The sequence below is a fragment of the Clostridium pasteurianum genome (assembly GCF_001705235.1).
In the GTDB taxonomy this organism is placed as follows: Bacteria; Bacillota; Clostridia; order Clostridiales; family Clostridiaceae; genus Clostridium_S; species Clostridium_S pasteurianum_A.
Window position 1 is genome coordinate 1,986,827 of the sequence record NZ_MCGV01000001.1, and the last position, 20,926, is coordinate 2,007,752.

Genomic DNA, 20,926 nt, shown 5'->3' on the forward strand with positions numbered 1-20,926 from the left:
GCAATGCAAACGGAAGAAAATCTTCCTTGCCTTTACCCTTATGCGAAGTAACAGTATTTTGAAAACTGTTTAAATAAAATTGTATAAATCTTAGGGTGATATTTTAAAAAGACTTAGAAATTTCAATTTGTTTGAACGCTAGTGAGTTATTGAAATTTCTTAGGATTTTCATATATTAAGCATTACTTTATATAATCTTTTATTCCAGATTTTCCGCAATGCAAACGGAAGAAAATCTTCCTTGCCTTTACCCTTATGCGAAGTAACAGTATTTTGAAAACTGTTTAAATAAAATTGTATAAATCTAAGGGTGATATTTTAAAAAGACTTAGAAATTTCAATTTGTTTGAACGCTAGTGAGTTATTGAAATTTCTTAGGATTTTTAAAATATCACCCTTAGATTTATTAATTTTATTTAATGTTTCAAAATATTGTTACTTCGCAACGTCTACTTTTTTTACTACTGCTAATACAAAGAACACTACAACAAATATAAACATTACACCTATTTCTTTATAAATACTCGCAAAGGAATTTCCACTTATAAGCTTACTAGTGGCATCCATAGCCCAACTTGAAGGTACAAAGTTCCCTATCTGCTGGAGAGTTTTTCCCATAACCTCTTTAGGCCAATAACATCCTCCAAGCATAGCAACAGGTGTGCTTACAAGGACTGTCATAGAGTTAGCCTGTTTTAAATCTTTGCTTCTGTTAGAAATTAATATTCCAAGTGCTGTACATGCAAGTCCAAATACTACAAGTACTACAAATAACGATGCTGGAGATGGACCTAAATCTACTTTTAACATGTACTTAATAACTAAGAACACACCTAATATTTGTACTATATTTGCTGTTACAAAACTTAATACACATTGAATAATGTAACTATTTCTGCTAACACCACTTGCAAACATTCTGTTATATACTCCATCCTTTTTATCTTCAAGAATAAGAGTAGTTATCATAGTACTTAAATATATAATGCTGGCAATGAGAAATCCAATTGCAGTAGATGAAGTTTGTTCTTTACTTTTTTCACTACTTGCACTTTTTACTATTGACGAAAAATTTCCTTTTTCATAATCTTTAATTCCATTATAAAATTTAGTTTTATCACCCTTAGCTGCTGCTCCTATATTTTGAGCCGCATTTGTAAAACTATTTATATAATATTTTATTGAAGAATCATTTGAAACACCCTTTATACCGTATATCTCAATATTGGTAGTTTTAGAGCTATCTATAATACTCTCAGTAAATCCTTTAGGTATGACAACTGCTGTATCAATTTTTTTATCTACTATATAATTATTTATATCATTTTTAGTAATGACCTCTATAGTTCCCTTATCCTTAAGCTTTGTTTTCAAAATAGATGTAAGCTTAGTATGATCATTATCTATTATTCCTATTGAAAGTCCAGATCCAGCATTAGAAAATGCTGCTATAGCAGAAATAAAAACTATAGGAAATATAAACATAATTACTATGTTTGCTTTTCTTCTAAATATCCTTTTCAGATTATTAAAAAATATAGTCATGCCATTTTTCTCCTTCCCAAAATAGACGAAACTGCTAAAACTACTATTGCCATTACAAACAAGATTGCTATTGAATTCTCTGCCGTCACAGTAGTACCCTTATAAATCATATTAAATAATCCTGATTGTGCAAGACTATTTGGAACATACTTTACTAAATTACTATCAGCAAATGGAAATTTAAAATATCCACCTGATACAAAGGTAAATACCGGTGCAACTATACTTATAAGCATTGATGCTTTCTTATCATCACCTGTTAAAGTCATAAAGAAAATTCCCATAGATGCAGCTAATACCGCAAAACTTGAAATTACACCCAAAACTATAAATGGATGACCGCCCCAGTTCGCTCCATACACATATTTTGTAAAAAGTATAAGAACTACTGACTGAAGTATAAGTGTAAATATAACCCCCAGTACAACGCCAGCTAAATGTTCATACGTCTTAACCGCTGAGGTTTTTATTCTCCTTCCGACTTTATCAAAAAACATGTTTTGAAGTTCTGAACTTCCGTAATTAGCGCCATAAAGTAATATCATCACAAGCATTGTTATAGAGTAATAATCTATAGCCCTTGGAGATTTTCCCTGTACGCTAATATATTTTTCATTTACATTATCTTTTTCAATATAATTTGTTCTCATCCTAGCTATTTTTGATGAAACCATAACCGTGTTTGCACCATCATTAAAGCTATCTACAAGACTTTTTACAATTTCATTTCTAACCTTACTACTCTGACTCTCATATATTTGAATTTTGCTTTTTTTATCTTTTTCAACATTATTAGAATAATCTTTGTCTATATATAAAAGAGCATTTCCCTCTCCCTTATCAACTAAACTTTTGCCTTTGTTATAAGAACTTACTTTTTTAACATCTAATATTTCCTTAATACTCTTATTTTTGAGGAAATCATCAAAACTCTTAGATATCTTGCCACTATCAGCATTATAATAATATACTTTAGTTTTACCTATATCCTTTACCGAAAACGAGTCTACACTTTTTAATGCATTCCCAAGAATTAATATTGTAACTATGGGCATTAAAAGCATCATAATAAGAACTTTTTTATCAGATAAATTTATTTTAATAGTGTTAAATGCGATATAAAATATATTCATAAGTACTCCCCCCTAATCTCTAAGCTTTTTGCCTGTAAGTGTAAGGAATACACCTTCAAGAGTAGGTTTCTCAACATTAATCGAAACAATTTTGCTTTTAAATTCAGCTATCTTTGCTGTAATGCTGCTTATATTTTCGCTGTTCTTTTGAGATATAATCTCCAGTAAATTGCCATTTTGATTGCATTTTTTTACATCTTTAACTTCTTCTAAAGCTGAAATTAGCTCCTTTGAGACTTTTGATAATTCAATTTCTACTTTTTCCTCATTAGAAATCATTTCTTTTAACTCATCATTTGTTCCCGTAGCTATTTCTCTTCCATTATCTATAATTGTAATTTTGCTGCATAAAGCTTCTATTTCCTCCATGTAGTGCGAGGTATATATTATTGTAGAACCAAGTTCATTTAACTTTTTAACAGATTCCAAAATATGATTTCTAGACTGTGGATCAATTCCTACTGTAGGTTCGTCCATTATAATTAGCTTAGGTCTATGAACTATAGCGCATGCAATATTAAGTCTTCTCTGCATACCACCTGAATACTGCTTAGGTTTATCCTTTCTTCTGTCCCATAATCCTGTAAAGTCAAGTGCTTCCTTAGCTCTATCTTTTAGAAGATTACCTCTAAGTCCATTAATTTTTCCAAAAAACACTACATTTTCGTAAGCTGATAAATCATTAAAAACTGCTATGTCTTGAGGGACAACCCCTATATTTCTTTTTATTTCAGTATCATTTCCATTAAAGCTCTTGCCAAATATTTTAATTTCACCGCTATCAATTTTAGTAAGTCCTGTTATTGCATTTATAGTTGTAGATTTCCCTGCTCCATTAGGCCCTAAAAGTCCGTAAATTTCACCGTCTTCAATTTTAAGATTTAAATTATCTACTGCTGTAAAATCCTTATATTTCTTTTTAAGATTTTTAATCTCTAATATCATACTTATTTCCTCCAACAAAAATTTTATAAAAAATGCAGAAACCTTTTAATAATTCCTATGCTTTTATAATATTAAATATTGTCAAGATAAAATAGTGAGCTTCATCACAATCATAGATGACATTTGTCATAAAATATGTACAGATAGTAACTTTTGCAATTACAAACATAGTGCAATTAATTTATTTTTTATAGCACAAAAAAAGCAATATTTTGATGTATTGCTTTTTTCTTAAATTCTTTATCTATGATCTTAGCTATTTTTCAAATAAAATATAGCCAGTTGAGTCCTATCCCTAAGTTCAAGCTTTTCAAGTAAATTTGTAATATAATTTCTAACAGTTCCTTCACTTAAATATAGTTTTCCGGCTATTTCTTTATTAGAAAGTCCGTCACCTATAAGTTTCAATATATCTCTTTCTCTATCCGTTAGATTGTACTTTTCTAAATCACTTTTATTTTCTCCATTCTTGATAAAATTGGATATAGTTTGAGCTACATTTTTCTCAAATACCATATTGCCCTTTACAACTGTTTTTAAACTATCAATTATGCTATCTGAGGATTGGTTCTTTAAAATATAGCCCTCTGCCCCATTTTTAATGGCCTCTTTTATATATTCATCGTCCTTAAAAGTTGTTAATATTACAACTTTTATATCCTTAAAACTTCCTTTTATCATCTTTGTTCCAAGAACTCCATCCATAACTGGCATTCTAACATCCATAAGTACAATATCTGGCTGCTCCTTTTGACAAAAATCAAAGGCTTCCTTTCCATTTGAACATGTACCTACAATCTCTATTTCTTCCTCTAAGTCTAACAATATGCTTAAGCTTTCTCGTATTAATCCATCATCATCAACTATTAGTACCTTCAAATATCTTCCCCCCATCGGTATTTCTCGGAATTATACAAACTATTAAAAATCCATTATCACCATTTGTAGATATAGTTCCACCAACACTTTTTACTCTATCTCTCATACCGCTTATGCCTAGTCCATCTTTAATTTTATTACATCCCATACCATTATCTTTTATATAAAGCCTAATATACTTTTCATTTATGTCTATAATTATTTTCATTTCATCAGCGCCGGAATACTTAAAAGCATTAGTAAGTGCTTCCTTAATATTAAGTGCCATTACTTGCATATTAACCGGAGATATTAAACTTTCATCACCATTACATTCAAACTTCACTTTGCAAAATTTAAAATTATCAATTATTTTCTTTATGTATTCAATTCCAACCTCTTCTTTTGGTACTATATTATGTACTGTATTTCTCATAAGTGTCAAAGTCTCAGAAATTCTCTCTGTACTTTCAGCTAAAATCTTTTTTGCTTTCTCATCATTCTTTCCATATAACTTTAGAGCAACCTGAAGCTGCATATAAGTTCCAGCAATACTGTGTCCTACATTATCATGAAGGCTTCTTGCAATTCTGTTTCTCTCCTTTATTTCTGTCATATGAGCTATTTCAATTGAAGATTGCATGAGTTTTGTTTTCGCTGCTTCAAGTTCATATATAAGTCTTCTTTCATCGTCAAATGTACTTTTATAAACATCTTCACGCTTTCTCATAAGCATTAAATAATATGCAATCATAGCATAAATCAAACAAAATATCATAAATACTAAATTAACAGTATGACTCAAGAAATAAAAAACAGCTATAAGTACAAGAACTAATCCCAAATAAAATTCATCATAAACAAAATCAAGTATAACTGCCGGAAATAAAAATATAAAATCAGAATAAAAAAAGCTGGCTACCGAAACAGTTATTAACTCAATAATATCCATATACTTAAAACGATAAAATCTTTCTCTCAAAGTAAATACAATTAGATTAATTAAAAATAACGCAACAACCACATATCCTTGTACATTATTCAAGCCAAATTCTATCACAATATAAAAGAAAAATATTAATTTTAGAATTATTAAAAATTTATTTTCCATATTGAACCTCTTCTAATTCATTAAATCTTTTTTATTTACTGTACCAATAAATAAAAAAGCAGCTGAAAACAATAAAATCATACAAATATCAATAAATAGTGCTTTAGGCTCTCCATTAAATAATATATTTTCTATTCCATCTACAACCCATTTTACAGGTGTAAATTGAGATATAAATTGAAATATTTGAGGCATGGAATCCATATTCCACCAACATCCTCCAAACATGCACATAGGTATAATAACCACAGCATTACTCACAAGACCATATTTAAATCTGTACCTAATCAATATACTAAAATTAATAATCATAATGATTGCTGCTGAAAATAATATTAAAAGTGGCAGCAAATATTTAAATATTAAGCCTCCACATAATACAGTGGTTTCAATAAATATTAAGATTACCTGAAACATTTCAAATATAAATAGCACAACCGAATTCTGTAAAATATAGCTCTTTAAATCAATAGGCGCTGCAAAGGTTCTTGTATTATCATTCATTAAATCTTTTACAAAAGTAAGTGATCCCAAAAGCATAAACATAATTAAAAACCTTAGCATAACTAAAATTTTCATTTTATTTAAAGATGAATTATTAGAAAAATATATTTCATTCCCATATATACTATTACCCATATTTTTATAAAAGGTTTCAGTATTTCCTTTAGAATTTAAATTTTCTTTCTGAGAATTAGTTATAAATGCTTTCACATATTCATTAAAAACATTATAAATCGCACTGTTTTTATCACCATATATTTTTAATTTAACGCCTTCCTTATTGTTCAATACAACATCAGTAAATCCTTTATCTATGGAAATAACAGAATAAACATATTCATTTTGTAATTCACTTTTGATATTCTTCTTTTGTATATAAACCATTTTATAATTATTTTCTATACCTTTCTTCAAAATTTGTGTTAACCTTGTATTATCATTATCTATAACACCAATTTTTGAGCTTGATATATATATGTTTATAAAAAAAAGAGAGAATATAGCAGGCAGTATATAAATAGCTATAAGAGATCTTTTTTTATTAAGCATTCTTTTTATACCAAAAAATATAATACTCAATTTGAAGACCTCCTCGCTAATATAAGTATTATTCCTAAAAATACTACATCTAATATTATAATCTCTAGGCAAAACCCTTGAACATTAGCTTCGCCACCATATACTGAGTGAAAAATCAAATTTTGCGCAGCATAACTTGGTGAAATAACACTTATCTTCCGGAGTTCATCTCCCATAAATCTTCTATCCATATATCCTCCAGCTAAAAAAGTAAAAATAGGAACTAATACCTGTACAATATAACTTGACACCCGATTATTCCTAAAAATTAACTGAAAACACATTCCTAAAGCAACCGCAAATGTAGAAAAAAACACTATAACAAACAAAACTAAAGCATAGTTATTTCCCCAGTCCATTCTATAAATAAACTTAGCTGCAATTATTATAGCTAAACAGTCTATTACCATTATAGCAACCAATCCTACGATTCTTCCAATAATCACAGTACACGTCTTTATCGGAAGGCTCTTAACTCTTGGTTCAATGCTTTTTTCCATATCATTTGCTGCAGCTTTAATTCCAAACTCGGCTCCATACAAAATTATCATGACCAGCATTGTAACAGAATAATACTCAATAGCTGAACCTTTTACATTATTAACATAGATCTTTTGGGCTGGAATATTATAAGTGTGCTTTCCTTCAACTAATGATGCTTTATAAGCATATACAAAACTTTTCACTATTGAATCACTAGAGTCATCGATTTTTTCTTTTAAATACAATTTAATATCATTTCTATCTCTCATACATATGTACGCATCTATTTTCCCACTTTTTAAATTGTTAGTTCCACTTTTCTCACTATTAACTTTTTTTATAATAATTTTATCTTTAAAAGCAGAATTAGATTTTAAATAATTAGTAATACTTACATAGTCATTTTTGTTAAATGCTAATACATCTACATGCTCCGAATAAATGTTTCCTCCCTTATATACTTCTTTAAGAGAATTTCCAATTCCACCTATAAGAATTAAAGGAAATATAATCATCATTACAATTCCATATTTAAATTTTTGCTTAATTGTATAATATGCTATATGTAATATTCTCAATTTTAATCACCACCAAAGCCTTTAGTTATGAAGGTTTCTACCTGTAAGAGTTAAAAATACTGTTTCTATATTAGGCTTGTCTATAATAACATCCATAACCTCCAAACCACTGTTTACTACTTTATCAACTATTTTAGCAAGATTTTTACTGTTACTATCTGAAATTACATCTATATAATCACCATTTACATTGCATTCCTTAACACCATATATTTTTCTTATTTCATCTACAATAGTATAATTCAGTGAGGATAATTTTAATTTTACTTTTTCGTCTTTTTTTACTAAGTCTTTAAGTTCATCCTTAGTACCTCTTGCTATAATTCTTCCCCTGTCCATTATAGCTACATCACTACAAAGTCTTTCAATTTCCTCCATGTAATGTGAAGTATAAATTATTGCTGCTCCGTCCTCATTTAGTTTTTCTATGGAATCCATTAAATTACTTCTTGATTTAGGGTCTATTCCTGCTGTAGGTTCATCCATAATTATAAGTTTAGGTCTATGTACAATTCCACAAGCTATATTAAGTCTTCTAAGCATTCCACCTGAAAGTTCTTTAGGGAATTTCTTTCTTTCCTCCCAGAGTCCCGTGAAATTAAGTGCTTCCTCTGTACATTCTTTTAGATATTTTCCCTTAAGTCCATATATACCACCAAAATACATAACATTATCATACACTTTTAAATCATCATAAACAGATATTCCTTGAGTAACTATCCCTATCTGTCTTTTTACTTCCATCTTATTTTTTTCTAAGTCCATACCAAAAACTTTTATACTTCCAGAATCTACTTTATTAAGTCCTATAATACAATTTATAATAGTTGTTTTTCCAGCTCCATTAGGACCCAGTAATCCAAATATCTCTTTTTCTTTTATGCTTAAATTAACATTGTCAAGAGCCAAAAAATCACCATATCTTTTAACTAAATTCTTTATTTCAAGCAGCATACTTACCATCCTTTTTATATTTATAAATCTATTTTATCAAATAAAGCCCACTTTTACATTAGTATTAATTCTTTTATTTTTCTTAACATAAAAAATACCCTGTAAAACCTTAAATAGTTTTACAGGGTATTTAAAACAAATTTTACTTTTCAGTTACATTTCTCTTTAAAGCAACTAACAATAATGCTGATACTATCATTCCTGCAATAATTGAAATTATATAACCACCTAATTTTGTAACAACATGTGGTATAAAGAGAACCCATATTCCACCGTGAGGTACTGCAAGTGTAGCTCCAAATATCATTGATAGCGCTCCAGTTACTGCAGAGCCAGCCATGATTGATGGAATTACTCTAAGAGGATCTGCTGCTGCAAATGGTATTGCTCCTTCTGTTATGAATGATGCTCCAAGTGCCCAAGCTGCTTTTCCTGCTTCTCTTTCTTGCTCTGTAAATTTTTTCTTTCCAATTACTGTTGCAAGTGCTATTCCAAGAGGTGGTACCATTCCAGCTGCCATTGTAGCTGCCATTATAGTTGTTCCTGCTGTTGTAATTGTTCCTGTTGCAAAAACATAAGCCGCTTTGTTGAAAGGACCTCCCATATCAAATGCCATCATAGCACCTAGAACTATACCTAAAACTGCTGCATTTGCTCCACTTAATCCTTTTAAGAAAGCTGTAAGTCCATCATTAAGTGCTTTTACTGGAGCTCCTATAACAAATCCCATTAACAATGCCATTATTGCTGTTGAAATAACTGGTATTATGAGTACTGGCATTAAACTATCAAGTGATTTAGGTAGTTTAATATATTTTCTTAGTGCTAAAACAACATATCCTGCTATAAATCCTGAAAGTAGTGCTCCGATAAATCCTGCACCTATAGTACTGGATAACGCTCCACCGACAAATCCTGGTACAAGTCCTGGCCTATCAGCAATTGAGTATGCAATATATCCTGCTAAAACTGGTAACATTAGTGCAAAAGCTTGTTTTCCTGTACTAAATAGAACTTCACCTACAGTACCTGGAGTTTTAAATACATAAATTCCGCCAATGGCAAAGCCAAGTGCTATTAATATTCCGCCTGCTACAACAAATGGTATCATGAAAGAAACGCCTGTCATTAAGTGCTTATACACACCAGTTCTTTTTTCTTCTTTTTTAGTTTCCTGAACTTCAGCTTTTTTGCTGTCACCATATACAGTATGTGAATTAAGAGCATTATTTATAAGTCCTTTAGGATCCTTTATAGCTTCTTGAACTCCTACCTCTGTTAATACTTTTCCCTCGAATCTTGACTTATCAACATTAGTGTCTGCTGCTATAATAACCGCATCTGCTTCTTTAACTTCATCGTCTGTTATTACATTCTCTGCACCTACTGAACCTTGAGTTTCAACTTTGATACTATAGCCCATCTCCTCAGCTGCCATTTGAAGTGCTTCTGCGGCCATATAGGTATGAGCTATTCCTGTTGGACATGACGTTATAGCAACTAATTTCTTCATTTTTTGATATCCTCCTCTTGGTTAATTGTTTTATATGATTAATTTAAACTAACACACTAAATATTATTCAAAAACTTTTATGAACTCATCAAAATTCTGTGCCTTTTTGAGTCCTTCTCTTACATCTGCATGCATAAGTTTTCTTGATATTTCACTTAATGCTCTAAGATGGATATCGCTTGATTCTTCTGGAACTGCTATAAGAAAAAACAAGTGTGCAGGTTTATCATCCATTGATTTATAATCTATTCCTTCTTTGCTTAATCCAAATGTTATAGTAGGTTCTTTAACTGCATTACATTTACCATGTGGAATAGCTATCCCCATACCTATTCCAGTTGAGAATTCCTCTTCTCTCTTTAATACTGCCTTTTTTAATTCTTCCTTGTCTGTAACCTTTCCGTCTGCATATAATATTTCTATAAGTTCATCTATTGCCTCATCTTTAGTTTTTGCTTTTAAATCAAATGTAACTCTATTTCTTGAAAACATGTCCTTAGTAGCCATATTTTATACCTCCTCAATTTTTACTTGCTTTAATAATTCTTTTACACTATTTAAACTGCATGCCTCAGTTCCTTCTGTTGATACTGATGCTGCTCCACATGCAACTGCAAATCTTAAAATTTCCTTTTTATCAAAACCATTTATCATTCCATATACAAAAGCTGATACCATTGAATCTCCCGCTCCAACTGTACTTTTAACTGGTACTACCAATCCTTTAGCGTAGTATGCATTGTCTTTGTCAATAAGTAGAGCGCCCTTAGATCCTAACGAAATTATAATGTTTGAAACACCTGAATTAACTACTTCTTTAGCCGCAGCTATCATCTCATCATTGTTTTTAAACTTTCTATTTAAAAGAAGTTCAAATTCTGCATCATTTGGCTTTATAAGTTGTGGCTTTTCTTTTATTCCTTCACTTAAAAGCTCTCCTTCCGCATCTAGTATTACACGTGCTCCCTGTTTCTTAGCTATCTTAGTCAAGGTTCCATATATATTCTTAGGAATTTTAGGAGCCGCACCTCCTGATAAAACAACAATGTCATCCTTATTGCACATGGCTTCAAATTTATTCATAAACATATTAAGTTCTTCACTTGTTATATCAGGTCCAGATTCATTTATATCGGTGTATACCCTATTTAAATCATCAACAACTTTAGTATTAGTCCTTGTATTACCTTTTATATTTATGAATTCATTTTCTATTTCCCTTTTACTTAATTCATTTTCAAAGCTATCCTTCCACATGCCTCCAATAAAGCCGGTACACTTTGATTGTATATTAAAGTTTTTTAATACTTTTGATACATTTATTCCTTTACCGCCAATATCATATCTTATACTTTGAACTCTATTTACAATCCCTACATTGAAATTATCAATTTTAAGTGTTTTATCCATTGCAGGGTTTAATGTTACTGTTATTACCACGTTTTCACCTCCAATTATGCAATTACAATTTCTACACCTATATCATTAAAATCCTTTACAACTTCATTTGATAAATCCCCACTTGTAATGATAGAGGTAACCTCTTGTGCCTTGCAAATCATTGAAAAACATACTTTTTGAAATTTAGAACTATCTGCCACTATTATTACTTTATTAGCTGAACCCATCATAGCCTTCTTAGTTTGAGCTTCAGTAAAATTCGGTGTAGTTATGCCTTCAATTGAAGTTATACCATTCGCTCCGATAAAAGCTTTATCAACTCTAAAGTTCTTAAAAATATCTTCGCATAAGCTTCCTACCATAGCTCTAGTATTAAATCTAAGAATTCCACCTGCTACTATTAACTCTATTCTCTTATCCTTTTTATTGGATAATTCTGATACTATATCAATAGAATTAGTTATAACAGTTACGTTTTCTGCATTTATATTTTTTGCTATTTCAAGTGTAGTAGTTCCTGAATCTAAAATTATAGTATCCCCATTTTTAATCATATTAGCCGCATATCTTCCTATAGATAATTTTTCATTTTGTTTTTCATCTTTTTTATCAACAAAAGATGGCTCAAAATTTGTTATATCTATTTTTACGGCACCACCATGAGTCCTCTTAAGAACTCTTTTTTCTTCCATCTCTTGAAGGTCTCTTCGTATTGTCGCTTCTGAAACATTAAAATAATTTGATATTTCATTTACTTTTATACTGCCCTCTTTATCGAGAATTGATTTTATTTCTCTTTGTCTTTCTTCTGCAAACATATAAACCACCTTCCAAGCATTTATTCAGTTTTGTTTGTGTTTATATTTGTTTGTTTAAATATATTGTAAACGAATTCAAACATAATGTCAATATGTTTTTTTTTAATATTTTTAAAATAAGCAAACATACATGCACAAACAAACATAAACGCAAAAATTTAAATTTTACCTACAAAGCAAAAATAAGGGGCATTGCATTAACGCCACGCCCCCATATTATATTAAATTATTTACCTGCAACAGTTACATTATGCATTTCTATTGCTTTAGGTCCTATGAACCCATTTTCATTCTGCATTTCTTTTGACAGAAAAATATTATCATGTATATCACTTATGTTAGCATTTACAGAACCACCTGTTACAGGGATGGTTTTCTCTCCATCAAAATACCATCCTAATCTTATTTCTCCTCCAAAATCACCAGTAGTTGAATCCATTTGGAAATCAGAAAAAGCTGCTAGTTCTAAGTACGGTTCATTTTTCATATCATCTATATTCTTACTTCCACCATCTATAACGAAATTTCTAATTTCACCTGTAGGTTTAGTCTTTAAATAATAACTGCTTCTAATATCTCCATGATAAAGTTTTACCTTACCATCTTTAATAACTTCCTGCTTGCTTAAAGGTAAACCATCTTTATCTATAGGTGCTGAATAAATAGAATTTTTAATATCAGGATCAAGCACTAAGTTTATTAAATCACCTTTAACTTCTTTTCCCTGAATTGATTCTTCTAATTTTAAAGTTGATATTTTATTATATACGTTAAAAGTATTTGTTCTACTTACATAATAACTTAAAACTTCTTTTACAGGACTACCTCTTAATATAACTTTATATTTTCCTGATTTAACAGTTTCTTTAGCCTTAGCTCTTTCCTTAGCTAAGAATAACATTTCCTTAACAGAATCTGATATATAACTAGGATCATAATCTGAGAAAGTTAACATTTTGTATAATTCTATCTCTTCCGCTTCCTGAGTTTCCTTCCATGTAGTTATAAATTCAATACTTCCATCATAACTTTCATAGCTTGAGTCAACACCATAAGATGTAATAATTCTTTTATAATTTTTATTTAAAAATATTTCTGAAGAATTGACACAGCCTTTTTCTTCATTATCATTTTTATATAAAGCTTCAACTAGCTTTGGCATCCAATCTGAAAGTTTATTTTCAGAAAATTTACTTTCAATATTATTTACTTTTTCACTTTTTATTTGTGGCAACTCGTAATATTCATTTTTTACGAAACCAGCTGCAAAAATACCATTTTCCACTGTTTTTTTGATTTCAGCTTCACTCATAGTTGGCTCTATATTAAAAGTGGAACTTCCTCTATATTTAACTCCATTTTCTTCAAAATCCTTGTAAACTGTTACTTCAAAATGATGTACATCTTTACTTCTGCTCATATCCAGCTCTTTCTTAACAAAAAATGCTTCTTCAGAGCTTATTCTTTTTTCTATTATTTTATATCCAGCAATACTTTCTTTTTGTAGTATGTTTTTTATATTCTCTATCATTATCCCAACCTCACTTTCGCTTTAATATATGGTCCGCCGCTAGAAACTTTTACAAACTCCTTATATCCCTTTCCACAAGCTCCACTACCACCAAGCTCAACAGTTTCTGAAACCATAGAAATAGACTTTAAAAGATCGGGTACATATCCAGTCAAAACTACTGGAGAAACAATTTTTCCCGTTAATTTTCCATCCTTAATTTCTTTTCCATAATTGACCATGCACTGTATACCCCAGTTTTTAGGATCTTCCATACCACTTGATGGGCAATCTAATAGATATCCATCTTTTATGGATGCCAACATATCCTGAACCTTGTCTTTTCCAGCTGAAAAGAATGTATTTGTCATTCTTGTATATGCCTTTCTTTCAAAAGAAAATCTCTTTCCATTTCCAGTTGGCTTAGTTTTAAGCCTCATGGCAGAAAGTATATCGGACATTCCTCTTTTCAATATTCCATTCTCTATTATTACTGTATCCTTGCCTATAACACCATCGTCATCGAATAAATATGAAGATACATGATGTGCACTTTTAGCTCCATCGTACATTGTTACGAGCTTAGAGGCTACAGGCTTATTTATATATTCAACTGCTTTAGCCCTGTTCTTTACAAACATATCCATTTCAACTCCATGACCAAAAGCTTCATGGGCAATTATTCCAGATACATCAGGTGAACATATAACATCATATTCGCCAGGATTAACAGGTTTAGCATCTAAAAGTTTAACTCCTATATCACAAGTATCTTTAACTTTGTCATCTAATTCGTCCAAAAGTTCTGCACCCTTTAACCCAGAACATGCAGAATAATTAAATCTAGTAACATTATTCTTTCTTGCTAATACTGTTATATAACCTTCACTCCATATATAAGATTGATATAAATCTTTATCGTTTGAAATAAATATTTTCGATACCTGGACTTCATGAAATATTGCTTTTGCCTCTATTATTAATTCAGAGAATGAAAGTGCCTTATCCTTTACCTTGTTAAGTTTCTCAATTATATACTTATCACTGCAATCTTCAGGAAGCATTTTAACTTCTTCTAAAAGGCTATCTTCTATTTTTTTCTCCTTAATAACATCATAATTCGTTATGGAAACTTTATTCTTTAGTTTTGCTATTTGCTCATTTACTCTACTTTTTATGCTTTGAGCTAATTTATCAATATTATCTTCATCCAATTCATTAAAAGAATATTCAGAATATCCTATGCCGTTATAGACTCTTACGACAAATCCTCTTTCATTCCAAAATGAATCAGAGATATCCACACCAGTTCTTTGTACTAAATATTTTTTACCATGAGAATCTGTTCCTAGTACAGATACATATTTGAAATCTTTTGATAATATTTGTATCAGTTTTTTTATAATTTTTCTTTTTTCCATTAAAAACTCAGACATCTTAACTTTCATTGCTACTCCCACCTTTAATGAATTTTATGTATATATTATAGTATAAAAAGGTATAAATTGAAACATATAATGTCTTTGGTAAACTACAACACCCCTTAAAATTAAAAACAAAAAAATAAAAAACTCAAGCATCTGCTTGAGTTTTGGTGGCCAGACCAGGAATCGAACCAGGGACACGAGGATTTTCAGTCCTCTGCTCTACCGACTGAGCTATCTGGCCAAAATACCCGGCAATGACCTACTCTCCCACAGGGCAACCCCTGCAGTACCATCGGCGCTTTGGTTCTTAACCTTCGTGTTCGGTATGGGAACGGGTGTTGCAACCAAGCTATGATCACCGGATTTACATTTTGTTTTTGAAAGTCAAGCTTTCTACTCAACTACTAACTTCCACATGTACCATAATACTTTGAAGCTAGTATTTTGGAACAAGTACAAGTTAAGTTTCGTAAAGAAACTTGTATGTGCTTTCAAAATTGCATAGTAACTTATATATTTACTCTTTATTGGTCAAGCCCTCGACCTATTAGTATCAGTCAGCTTAAAATGTTACCACTCTTACACCTCTGATCTATCAACCTGTTGTTCTTTCAGGGGTCTTACTAACTTATGTTATGGGAAATCTTATCTTGAGGTGGGCTTCACGCTTAGATGCCTTCAGCGTTTATCCCGTCCCGACATAGCTACCCAGCCGTGCCTTTGGTAAGACAACTGGTACACCAGAGGTCAGTCCATCCCGGTCCTCTCGTACTAAGGACAGCTCCTCTCAAATTTCCTTCGCCCGCGACGGATAGGGACCGAACTGTCTCACGACGTTCTGAACCCAGCTCGCGTGCCGCTTTAATGGGCGAACAGCCCAACCCTTGGGACCTACTTCAGCCCCAGGATGCGACGAGCCGACATCGAGGTGCCAAACCTCCCCGTCGATGTGGACTCTTGGGGGAGATCAGCCTGTTATCCCCGAGGTAGCTTTTATCCGTTGAGCGATGACCCTCCCACGAGGAGTCACCGGATCACTAAGCCCGACTTTCGTCTCTGCTCCACTTGTTTGTGTCGCAGTCAGGCTCCCTTCTGCCTTTGCACTCTACGCGCGGTTTCCAACCGCGCTGAGGGAACCTTTGGGCGCCTCCGTTACATTTTAGGAGGCGACCGCCCCAGTCAAACTGCCCACCTAGCTATGTCCCGTGACCAGTTTCATGGCCTCCGGTTAGAACCTCAGTACTGTCAGGGTGGTATCCCAAAGGTGACTCCACAATCCCTGACGGAACTGCTTCCAAGTCTCCCACCTATTCTGTACAGACAATACCGAAATTCAATGCTAAGCTACAGTAAAGCTCTACGGGGTCTTTCCGTCCAATCGCGGGTAGCAAGCATCTTCACTTGCACTACAATTTCGCCGGATTTGCTGTTGAGACAGTGCCCAAATCATTACGCCATTCGTGCGGGTCGGAACTTACCCGACAAGGAATTTCGCTACCTTAGGACCGTTATAGTTACGGCCGCCGTTTACTGGGGCTTAAGTTCATGCCTTCGCTTGCGCTAAGCATTCCCCTTAACCTTCCAGCACCGGGCAGGCGTCAGCTCCTATACTTCAGCTTTCGCTTTAGCAGAAACCTGTGTTTTTGATAAACAGTTGCTTGGGCCTATTCTCTGCGACCTGCTCTCGCAGGCACCCCTTCTCCCGAAGTTACGGGGTCAATTTGCCGAGTTCCTTAACAGCAATTCTTCCGATGGTCTTAGGATTCTCTCCTCACCTACCTGTGTCGGTTTGCGGTACGGGCACAAAACTCCTGGATAGAGACTTTTCTTGGCAGCATGAAATCAGATATTTCGGTAGTAAACTACCTCATCATTACATCCCAGACTTACGAAAAGCGGATTTTCCTGCTTTCCATCCTCAATGCTTAAGCGCACTTCCAATAACATACGCATATCCTATCCTTCTGCGTCATCCCATTTCTCATAACGTTGTTTTGCGGTATCGGAATATCAACCGATTGTCCATCACCTACGCCATTCGGCCTCGGCTTAGGTCCCGACTTACCCTGGGCGGACGAACCTTCCCCAGGAAACCTTAGGTTTTCGACCACTAAGATTCTCACTTAGTTCTCGCTACTTATGCCAGCATACTCTCTCCTGCACAGTCCACCGCTCCTTACGGTACGACTTCAACCCATGCAGGATGCTCCTCTACCACTTGTACATAGTACAAGTCCACAGCTTCGGTGTTAGATTTTAGCCCCGGACATTTTCGGCGCAGGATCTCTTGACTAGTGAGCTATTACGCACTCTTTTAATGTATGGCTGCTTCTGAGCCAACATCCTAGTTGTCTTAGAAATCCCACATCCTTTACCACTTAATCTATACTTTGGGACCTTAGCTGGTGATCTGGGCTGTTTCCCTTTTGACTACGGATCTTATCACTCGCAGTCTGACTACTGTGATTCAAGTATCCAGCATTCGGAGTTTGATAAAGTTCAGTAACTGTTGTCAGCCCCTACCTCATTCAGTGCTCTACCTCCGGTACTCATTCACAGCGCTAGCCCTAAAGCTATTTCGAGGAGAACCAGCTATATCCGAGTTCGATTGGAATTTCTCCCCTATCCACAGTTCATCCCATGGTTTTTCAACACCATTGTGGTTCGGACCTCCACGGAATTTTACTTCCGCTTCACCCTGACCATGGATAGGTCACCCGGTTTCGGGTCTACAGCATGCAACTATGCGCCCTATTAAGACTTGGTTTCCCTTCGGCTGCACACCTTAAGTGCTTAACCTTGCTGCATACCGTAACTCGCTGGCTCGTTCTACAAAAAGCACATCATCACACGTTAATGTGTTCTGATCGGTTGTGGACACACGGTTTCAGGTTCTATTTCACTCCCCTTCCGGGGTTCTTTTCACCTTTCCCTCACGGTACTGCTTCACTATCGGTCACTAGGTAGTATTTAGCCTTGGGAGGTGGTCCTCCCAGCTTCCCACAAGGTTTCACGTGTCTCGTGGTACTCTGGAACAGATCGGGCTTTTTTCTCTTTTTACCTACAGGACTTTTACCTTCTACGGTTTAACTTTCCAGAAATCTTCGGTTAAGATATAAAGCTTTAATGATCTGCCCGCAACCCCGGAAACAAGTTTCCGGTTTGGGCTCTTTCCCTTTCGCTCGCCGCTACTAAGGAAATCGATTTTTCTTTCTCTTCCTCCGGGTACTTAGATGTTTCAGTTCCCCGGGTTTACCTCTATATACCTATGAATTCAGTATACAGTCCATGGATACAATCCATGGGGGTTTCCCCATTCGGAAATCTTTGGTTCACAGGCTATTTGCGCCTACCCAAAGCTTATCGCAGCTTATCACGTCCTTCTTCGGCTCCTAGTGCCAAGGCATTCACCATGCGCCCTTTGTAGCTTGACCTTAAGTAAATATATTTAAATTCAAACAACAAAGAATTAACTTTGCCTTGCTTTAGAGTATTACTCTTATTCATTACTATGCAATTTTCAAAGTACATGGTGGGTTTAAATGGACTCGAACCATCGACCTCACGCTTATCAGGCGTGCGCTCTAACCAGCTGAGCTATAAACCCACAAATGGTGGAGAATAAGAGATTCGAACTCTTGACCCCCTGCGTGCAAGGCAGGTGCTCTCCCAGCTGAGCTAATCCCCCACATTAAGAGTTATTAACAAAAAATAATTGAACTCTCAAAATTAAACAGAGAATTAAAAACCTTCGTGGAAATTACATTTCCACGTCGACTCCTTAGAAAGGAGGTGATCCAGCCGCAGGTTCTCCTACGGCTACCTTGTTACGACTTCACCCCAATTATCAACCCCACCTTCGACCGCTGGTTCCAAAAGGTTACCTCACGGGCTTCGGGTGTTGCCGACTCTCATGGTGTGACGGGCGGTGTGTACAAGACCCGGGAACGTATTCACCGCGACATTCTGATTCGCGATTACTAGCAACTCCGGCTTCATGTAGGCGAGTTTCAGCCTACAATCCGAACTGGGATGGGGTTTTGAGTTTGGCTCAACCTTGCGGTTTCGCATCTTTTTGTCCCCACCATTGTAGCACGTGTGTGGCCCTAGACATAAGGGGCATGATGATTTGACGTCATCCCCACCTTCCTCCTGGTTAACCCAGGCAGTCTCACTAGAGTGCTCAACTGAATGTTAGCAACTAATGATAAGGGTTGCGCTCGTTGCGGGACTTAACCCAACATCTCACGACACGAGCTGACGACAACCATGCACCACCTGTCTTCCTGTCCCCGAAGGGATTTCCTCAGTTACGAGTAATTCAGGAGATGTCAAGTCTAGGTAAGGTTCTTCGCGTTGCTTCGAATTAAACCACATGCTCCGCTGCTTGTGCGGGTCCCCGTCAATTCCTTTGAGTTTTAATCTTGCGACCGTACTTCCCAGGCGGAATACTTATTGTGTTAACTGCGGCACAGAAGGAGTCGATACCTCCTACACCTAGTATTCATCGTTTACGGCGTGGACTACCAGGGTATCTAATCCTGTTTGCTCCCCACGCTTTCATGCCTCAGCGTCAGTTACAGTCCAGAAAGCCGCCTTCGCCACCGGTATTCTTCCTAATCTCTACGCATTTCACCGCTACACTAGGAATTCTGCTTTCCTCTCCTGCACTCTAGACATCCAGTTTGAAATGCAGCCCCCAAGTTAAGCCCGGGGATTTCACATCTCACTTAAATATCCGCCTACACATCCTTTACGCCCAGTAAATCCGGACAACGCTTGCCACCTACGTATTACCGCGGCTGCTGGCACGTAGTTAGCCGTGGCTTCCTCCTATGGTACCGTCATTATCGTCCCATAAGACAGAGTTTTACGATCCGAAGACCTTCATCACTCACGCGGCGTTGCTGCATCAGAGTTTCCTCCATTGTGCAATATTCCCCACTGCTGCCTCCCGTAGGAGTCTGGACCGTGTCTCAGTTCCAATGTGGCCGATCACCCTCTCAGGTCGGCTACGCATCGCAGCCTTGGTGAGCCGTTACCTCACCAACAAGCTAATGCGCCGCGGGTCCATCTTACAGCGAATAAATCCTTTGGCTCAAAGATCATGTGATCTCTGAGTATTATGCGGTATTAATCTTCCTTTCGGAAGGCTATTCCCCACTGTAAGGCAGGTTACCCACGTGTTACTCACCCGTCCGCCGCTGGGAACCGAAGTTCCCCGCTCGACTTGCATGTGTTAAGCACGCCGCCAGCGTTCGTCCTGAGCCAGGATCAAACTCTCAATTTAAAAGTTTGATGTTAGCTCATCGCTATTTTATTAAATAGAATAAATTCTATTCAAAAGAATTGCTGGTTTTTAATTCTCTGTTTAATTTTCAAAGTTCAATTTCTCACTGCACTCATGCAGCTTTTATATAATATCACTTTTATTAATTATTGTCAACATTATCATTTATATATTTTCTAATAATCTAAAACGTCGACAACGTTGAATATAATATCATTTTTTTTTACATGTGTTTTATACTATTATACCACTTAATTGCAACTATTCCCATTTTACT

The 20,926-nt window shown here is 34.6% G+C and carries 14 protein-coding genes, 3 tRNA genes and 3 rRNA genes; all 20 read right to left on the bottom strand.

The annotated features are described in order from the left end of the window. Positions 1-435 precede the first annotated feature (435 nt). Complete coding sequence (locus BEE63_RS08650; protein ID WP_066021006.1) at positions 436-1,545, bottom strand: ABC transporter permease; 1,110 nt, start codon at positions 1,543-1,545, stop codon at positions 436-438. Next, positions 1,542-2,678, bottom strand: a complete 1,137-nt coding sequence (locus BEE63_RS08655) for an ABC transporter permease (RefSeq protein WP_066021007.1) — start codon at positions 2,676-2,678, stop codon at positions 1,542-1,544. Before BEE63_RS08655 ends, BEE63_RS08650 begins: the two co-directional genes overlap by 4 nt. Before the next feature lie 12 nt (positions 2,679-2,690). Continuing rightward, entirely contained in the window at positions 2,691-3,623 is a 933-nt protein-coding gene (locus tag BEE63_RS08660) for an ABC transporter ATP-binding protein (RefSeq protein ID WP_066021008.1), read from the bottom strand. A 252-nt stretch (positions 3,624-3,875) separates the two neighbouring features. After that, complete coding sequence (locus BEE63_RS08665) at positions 3,876-4,502, bottom strand: response regulator transcription factor (RefSeq protein WP_066021009.1); 627 nt, start codon at positions 4,500-4,502, stop codon at positions 3,876-3,878. Beyond that, complete coding sequence (locus BEE63_RS08670) at positions 4,483-5,592, bottom strand: sensor histidine kinase (RefSeq protein WP_066021010.1); 1,110 nt, start codon at positions 5,590-5,592, stop codon at positions 4,483-4,485. The genes BEE63_RS08665 and BEE63_RS08670 overlap by 20 nt, the downstream gene beginning before the upstream one ends. A 12-nt stretch (positions 5,593-5,604) precedes the next feature. Next, positions 5,605-6,675 (bottom strand): ABC transporter permease, encoded by a 1,071-nt coding sequence (locus BEE63_RS08675; protein WP_066021011.1) that lies wholly within the window; start codon positions 6,673-6,675, stop codon positions 5,605-5,607. After that, a complete protein-coding gene (locus BEE63_RS08680) occupies positions 6,672-7,736 on the bottom strand; it encodes an ABC transporter permease (RefSeq protein WP_066021012.1) in 1,065 nt (354 codons plus the stop codon). The genes BEE63_RS08675 and BEE63_RS08680 overlap by 4 nt, the downstream gene beginning before the upstream one ends. Positions 7,737-7,757: 21 nt before the next feature. Continuing rightward, on the bottom strand, positions 7,758-8,690 hold the full coding sequence (locus BEE63_RS08685; protein ID WP_066021013.1) for an ABC transporter ATP-binding protein: 933 nt from the start codon (positions 8,688-8,690) through the stop codon (positions 7,758-7,760). Positions 8,691-8,832: 142 nt separating this feature from the next. Beyond that, positions 8,833-10,203 (bottom strand): PTS fructose transporter subunit IIC, encoded by a 1,371-nt coding sequence (locus BEE63_RS08690; protein ID WP_066021014.1) that lies wholly within the window; start codon positions 10,201-10,203, stop codon positions 8,833-8,835. Positions 10,204-10,266: 63 nt separating this feature from the next. Continuing rightward, positions 10,267-10,710 carry a PTS sugar transporter subunit IIA gene (locus tag BEE63_RS08695; RefSeq protein ID WP_066021015.1) on the bottom strand — a complete coding sequence of 148 codons (444 nt, stop codon included), beginning with the start codon at positions 10,708-10,710 and terminating at the stop codon, positions 10,267-10,269. A 3-nt stretch (positions 10,711-10,713) separates the two neighbouring features. Further along, positions 10,714-11,643, bottom strand: coding sequence for a 1-phosphofructokinase (gene pfkB / locus BEE63_RS08700; protein ID WP_066021016.1), 930 nt, complete (start codon positions 11,641-11,643; stop codon positions 10,714-10,716). Positions 11,644-11,657: 14 nt separating this feature from the next. Beyond that, on the bottom strand, positions 11,658-12,422 hold the full coding sequence (locus BEE63_RS08705; protein WP_066021017.1) for a DeoR/GlpR family DNA-binding transcription regulator: 765 nt from the start codon (positions 12,420-12,422) through the stop codon (positions 11,658-11,660). A gap of 226 nt (positions 12,423-12,648) precedes the next feature. Beyond that, entirely contained in the window at positions 12,649-13,953 is a 1,305-nt protein-coding gene (locus BEE63_RS08710) for a TldD/PmbA family protein (RefSeq protein WP_066021018.1), read from the bottom strand. After that, entirely contained in the window at positions 13,953-15,380 is a 1,428-nt protein-coding gene (locus BEE63_RS08715; protein WP_066021019.1) for a TldD/PmbA family protein, read from the bottom strand. The genes BEE63_RS08710 and BEE63_RS08715 overlap by 1 nt, the downstream gene beginning before the upstream one ends. A 144-nt stretch (positions 15,381-15,524) precedes the next feature. Next, positions 15,525-15,600, bottom strand: a tRNA-Phe gene (locus BEE63_RS08720). 5 nt (positions 15,601-15,605) lie between these two features. Continuing rightward, positions 15,606-15,722, bottom strand: a 5S ribosomal RNA gene (gene rrf / locus BEE63_RS08725). A 164-nt stretch (positions 15,723-15,886) separates the two neighbouring features. Beyond that, a 23S ribosomal RNA gene (locus tag BEE63_RS08730) occupies positions 15,887-18,793 on the bottom strand. Between the two features lie 96 nt (positions 18,794-18,889). Beyond that, positions 18,890-18,966 (bottom strand) — tRNA-Ile (locus tag BEE63_RS08735). Positions 18,967-18,971: 5 nt separating this feature from the next. Next, positions 18,972-19,047: transfer RNA gene (locus BEE63_RS08740), tRNA-Ala, on the bottom strand. A gap of 97 nt (positions 19,048-19,144) precedes the next feature. Next, a 16S ribosomal RNA gene (locus tag BEE63_RS08745) occupies positions 19,145-20,649 on the bottom strand. Together the 16S, 23S and 5S rRNA genes with 3 tRNA genes alongside form the textbook arrangement of a ribosomal RNA operon. Positions 20,650-20,926 lie beyond the last annotated feature (277 nt).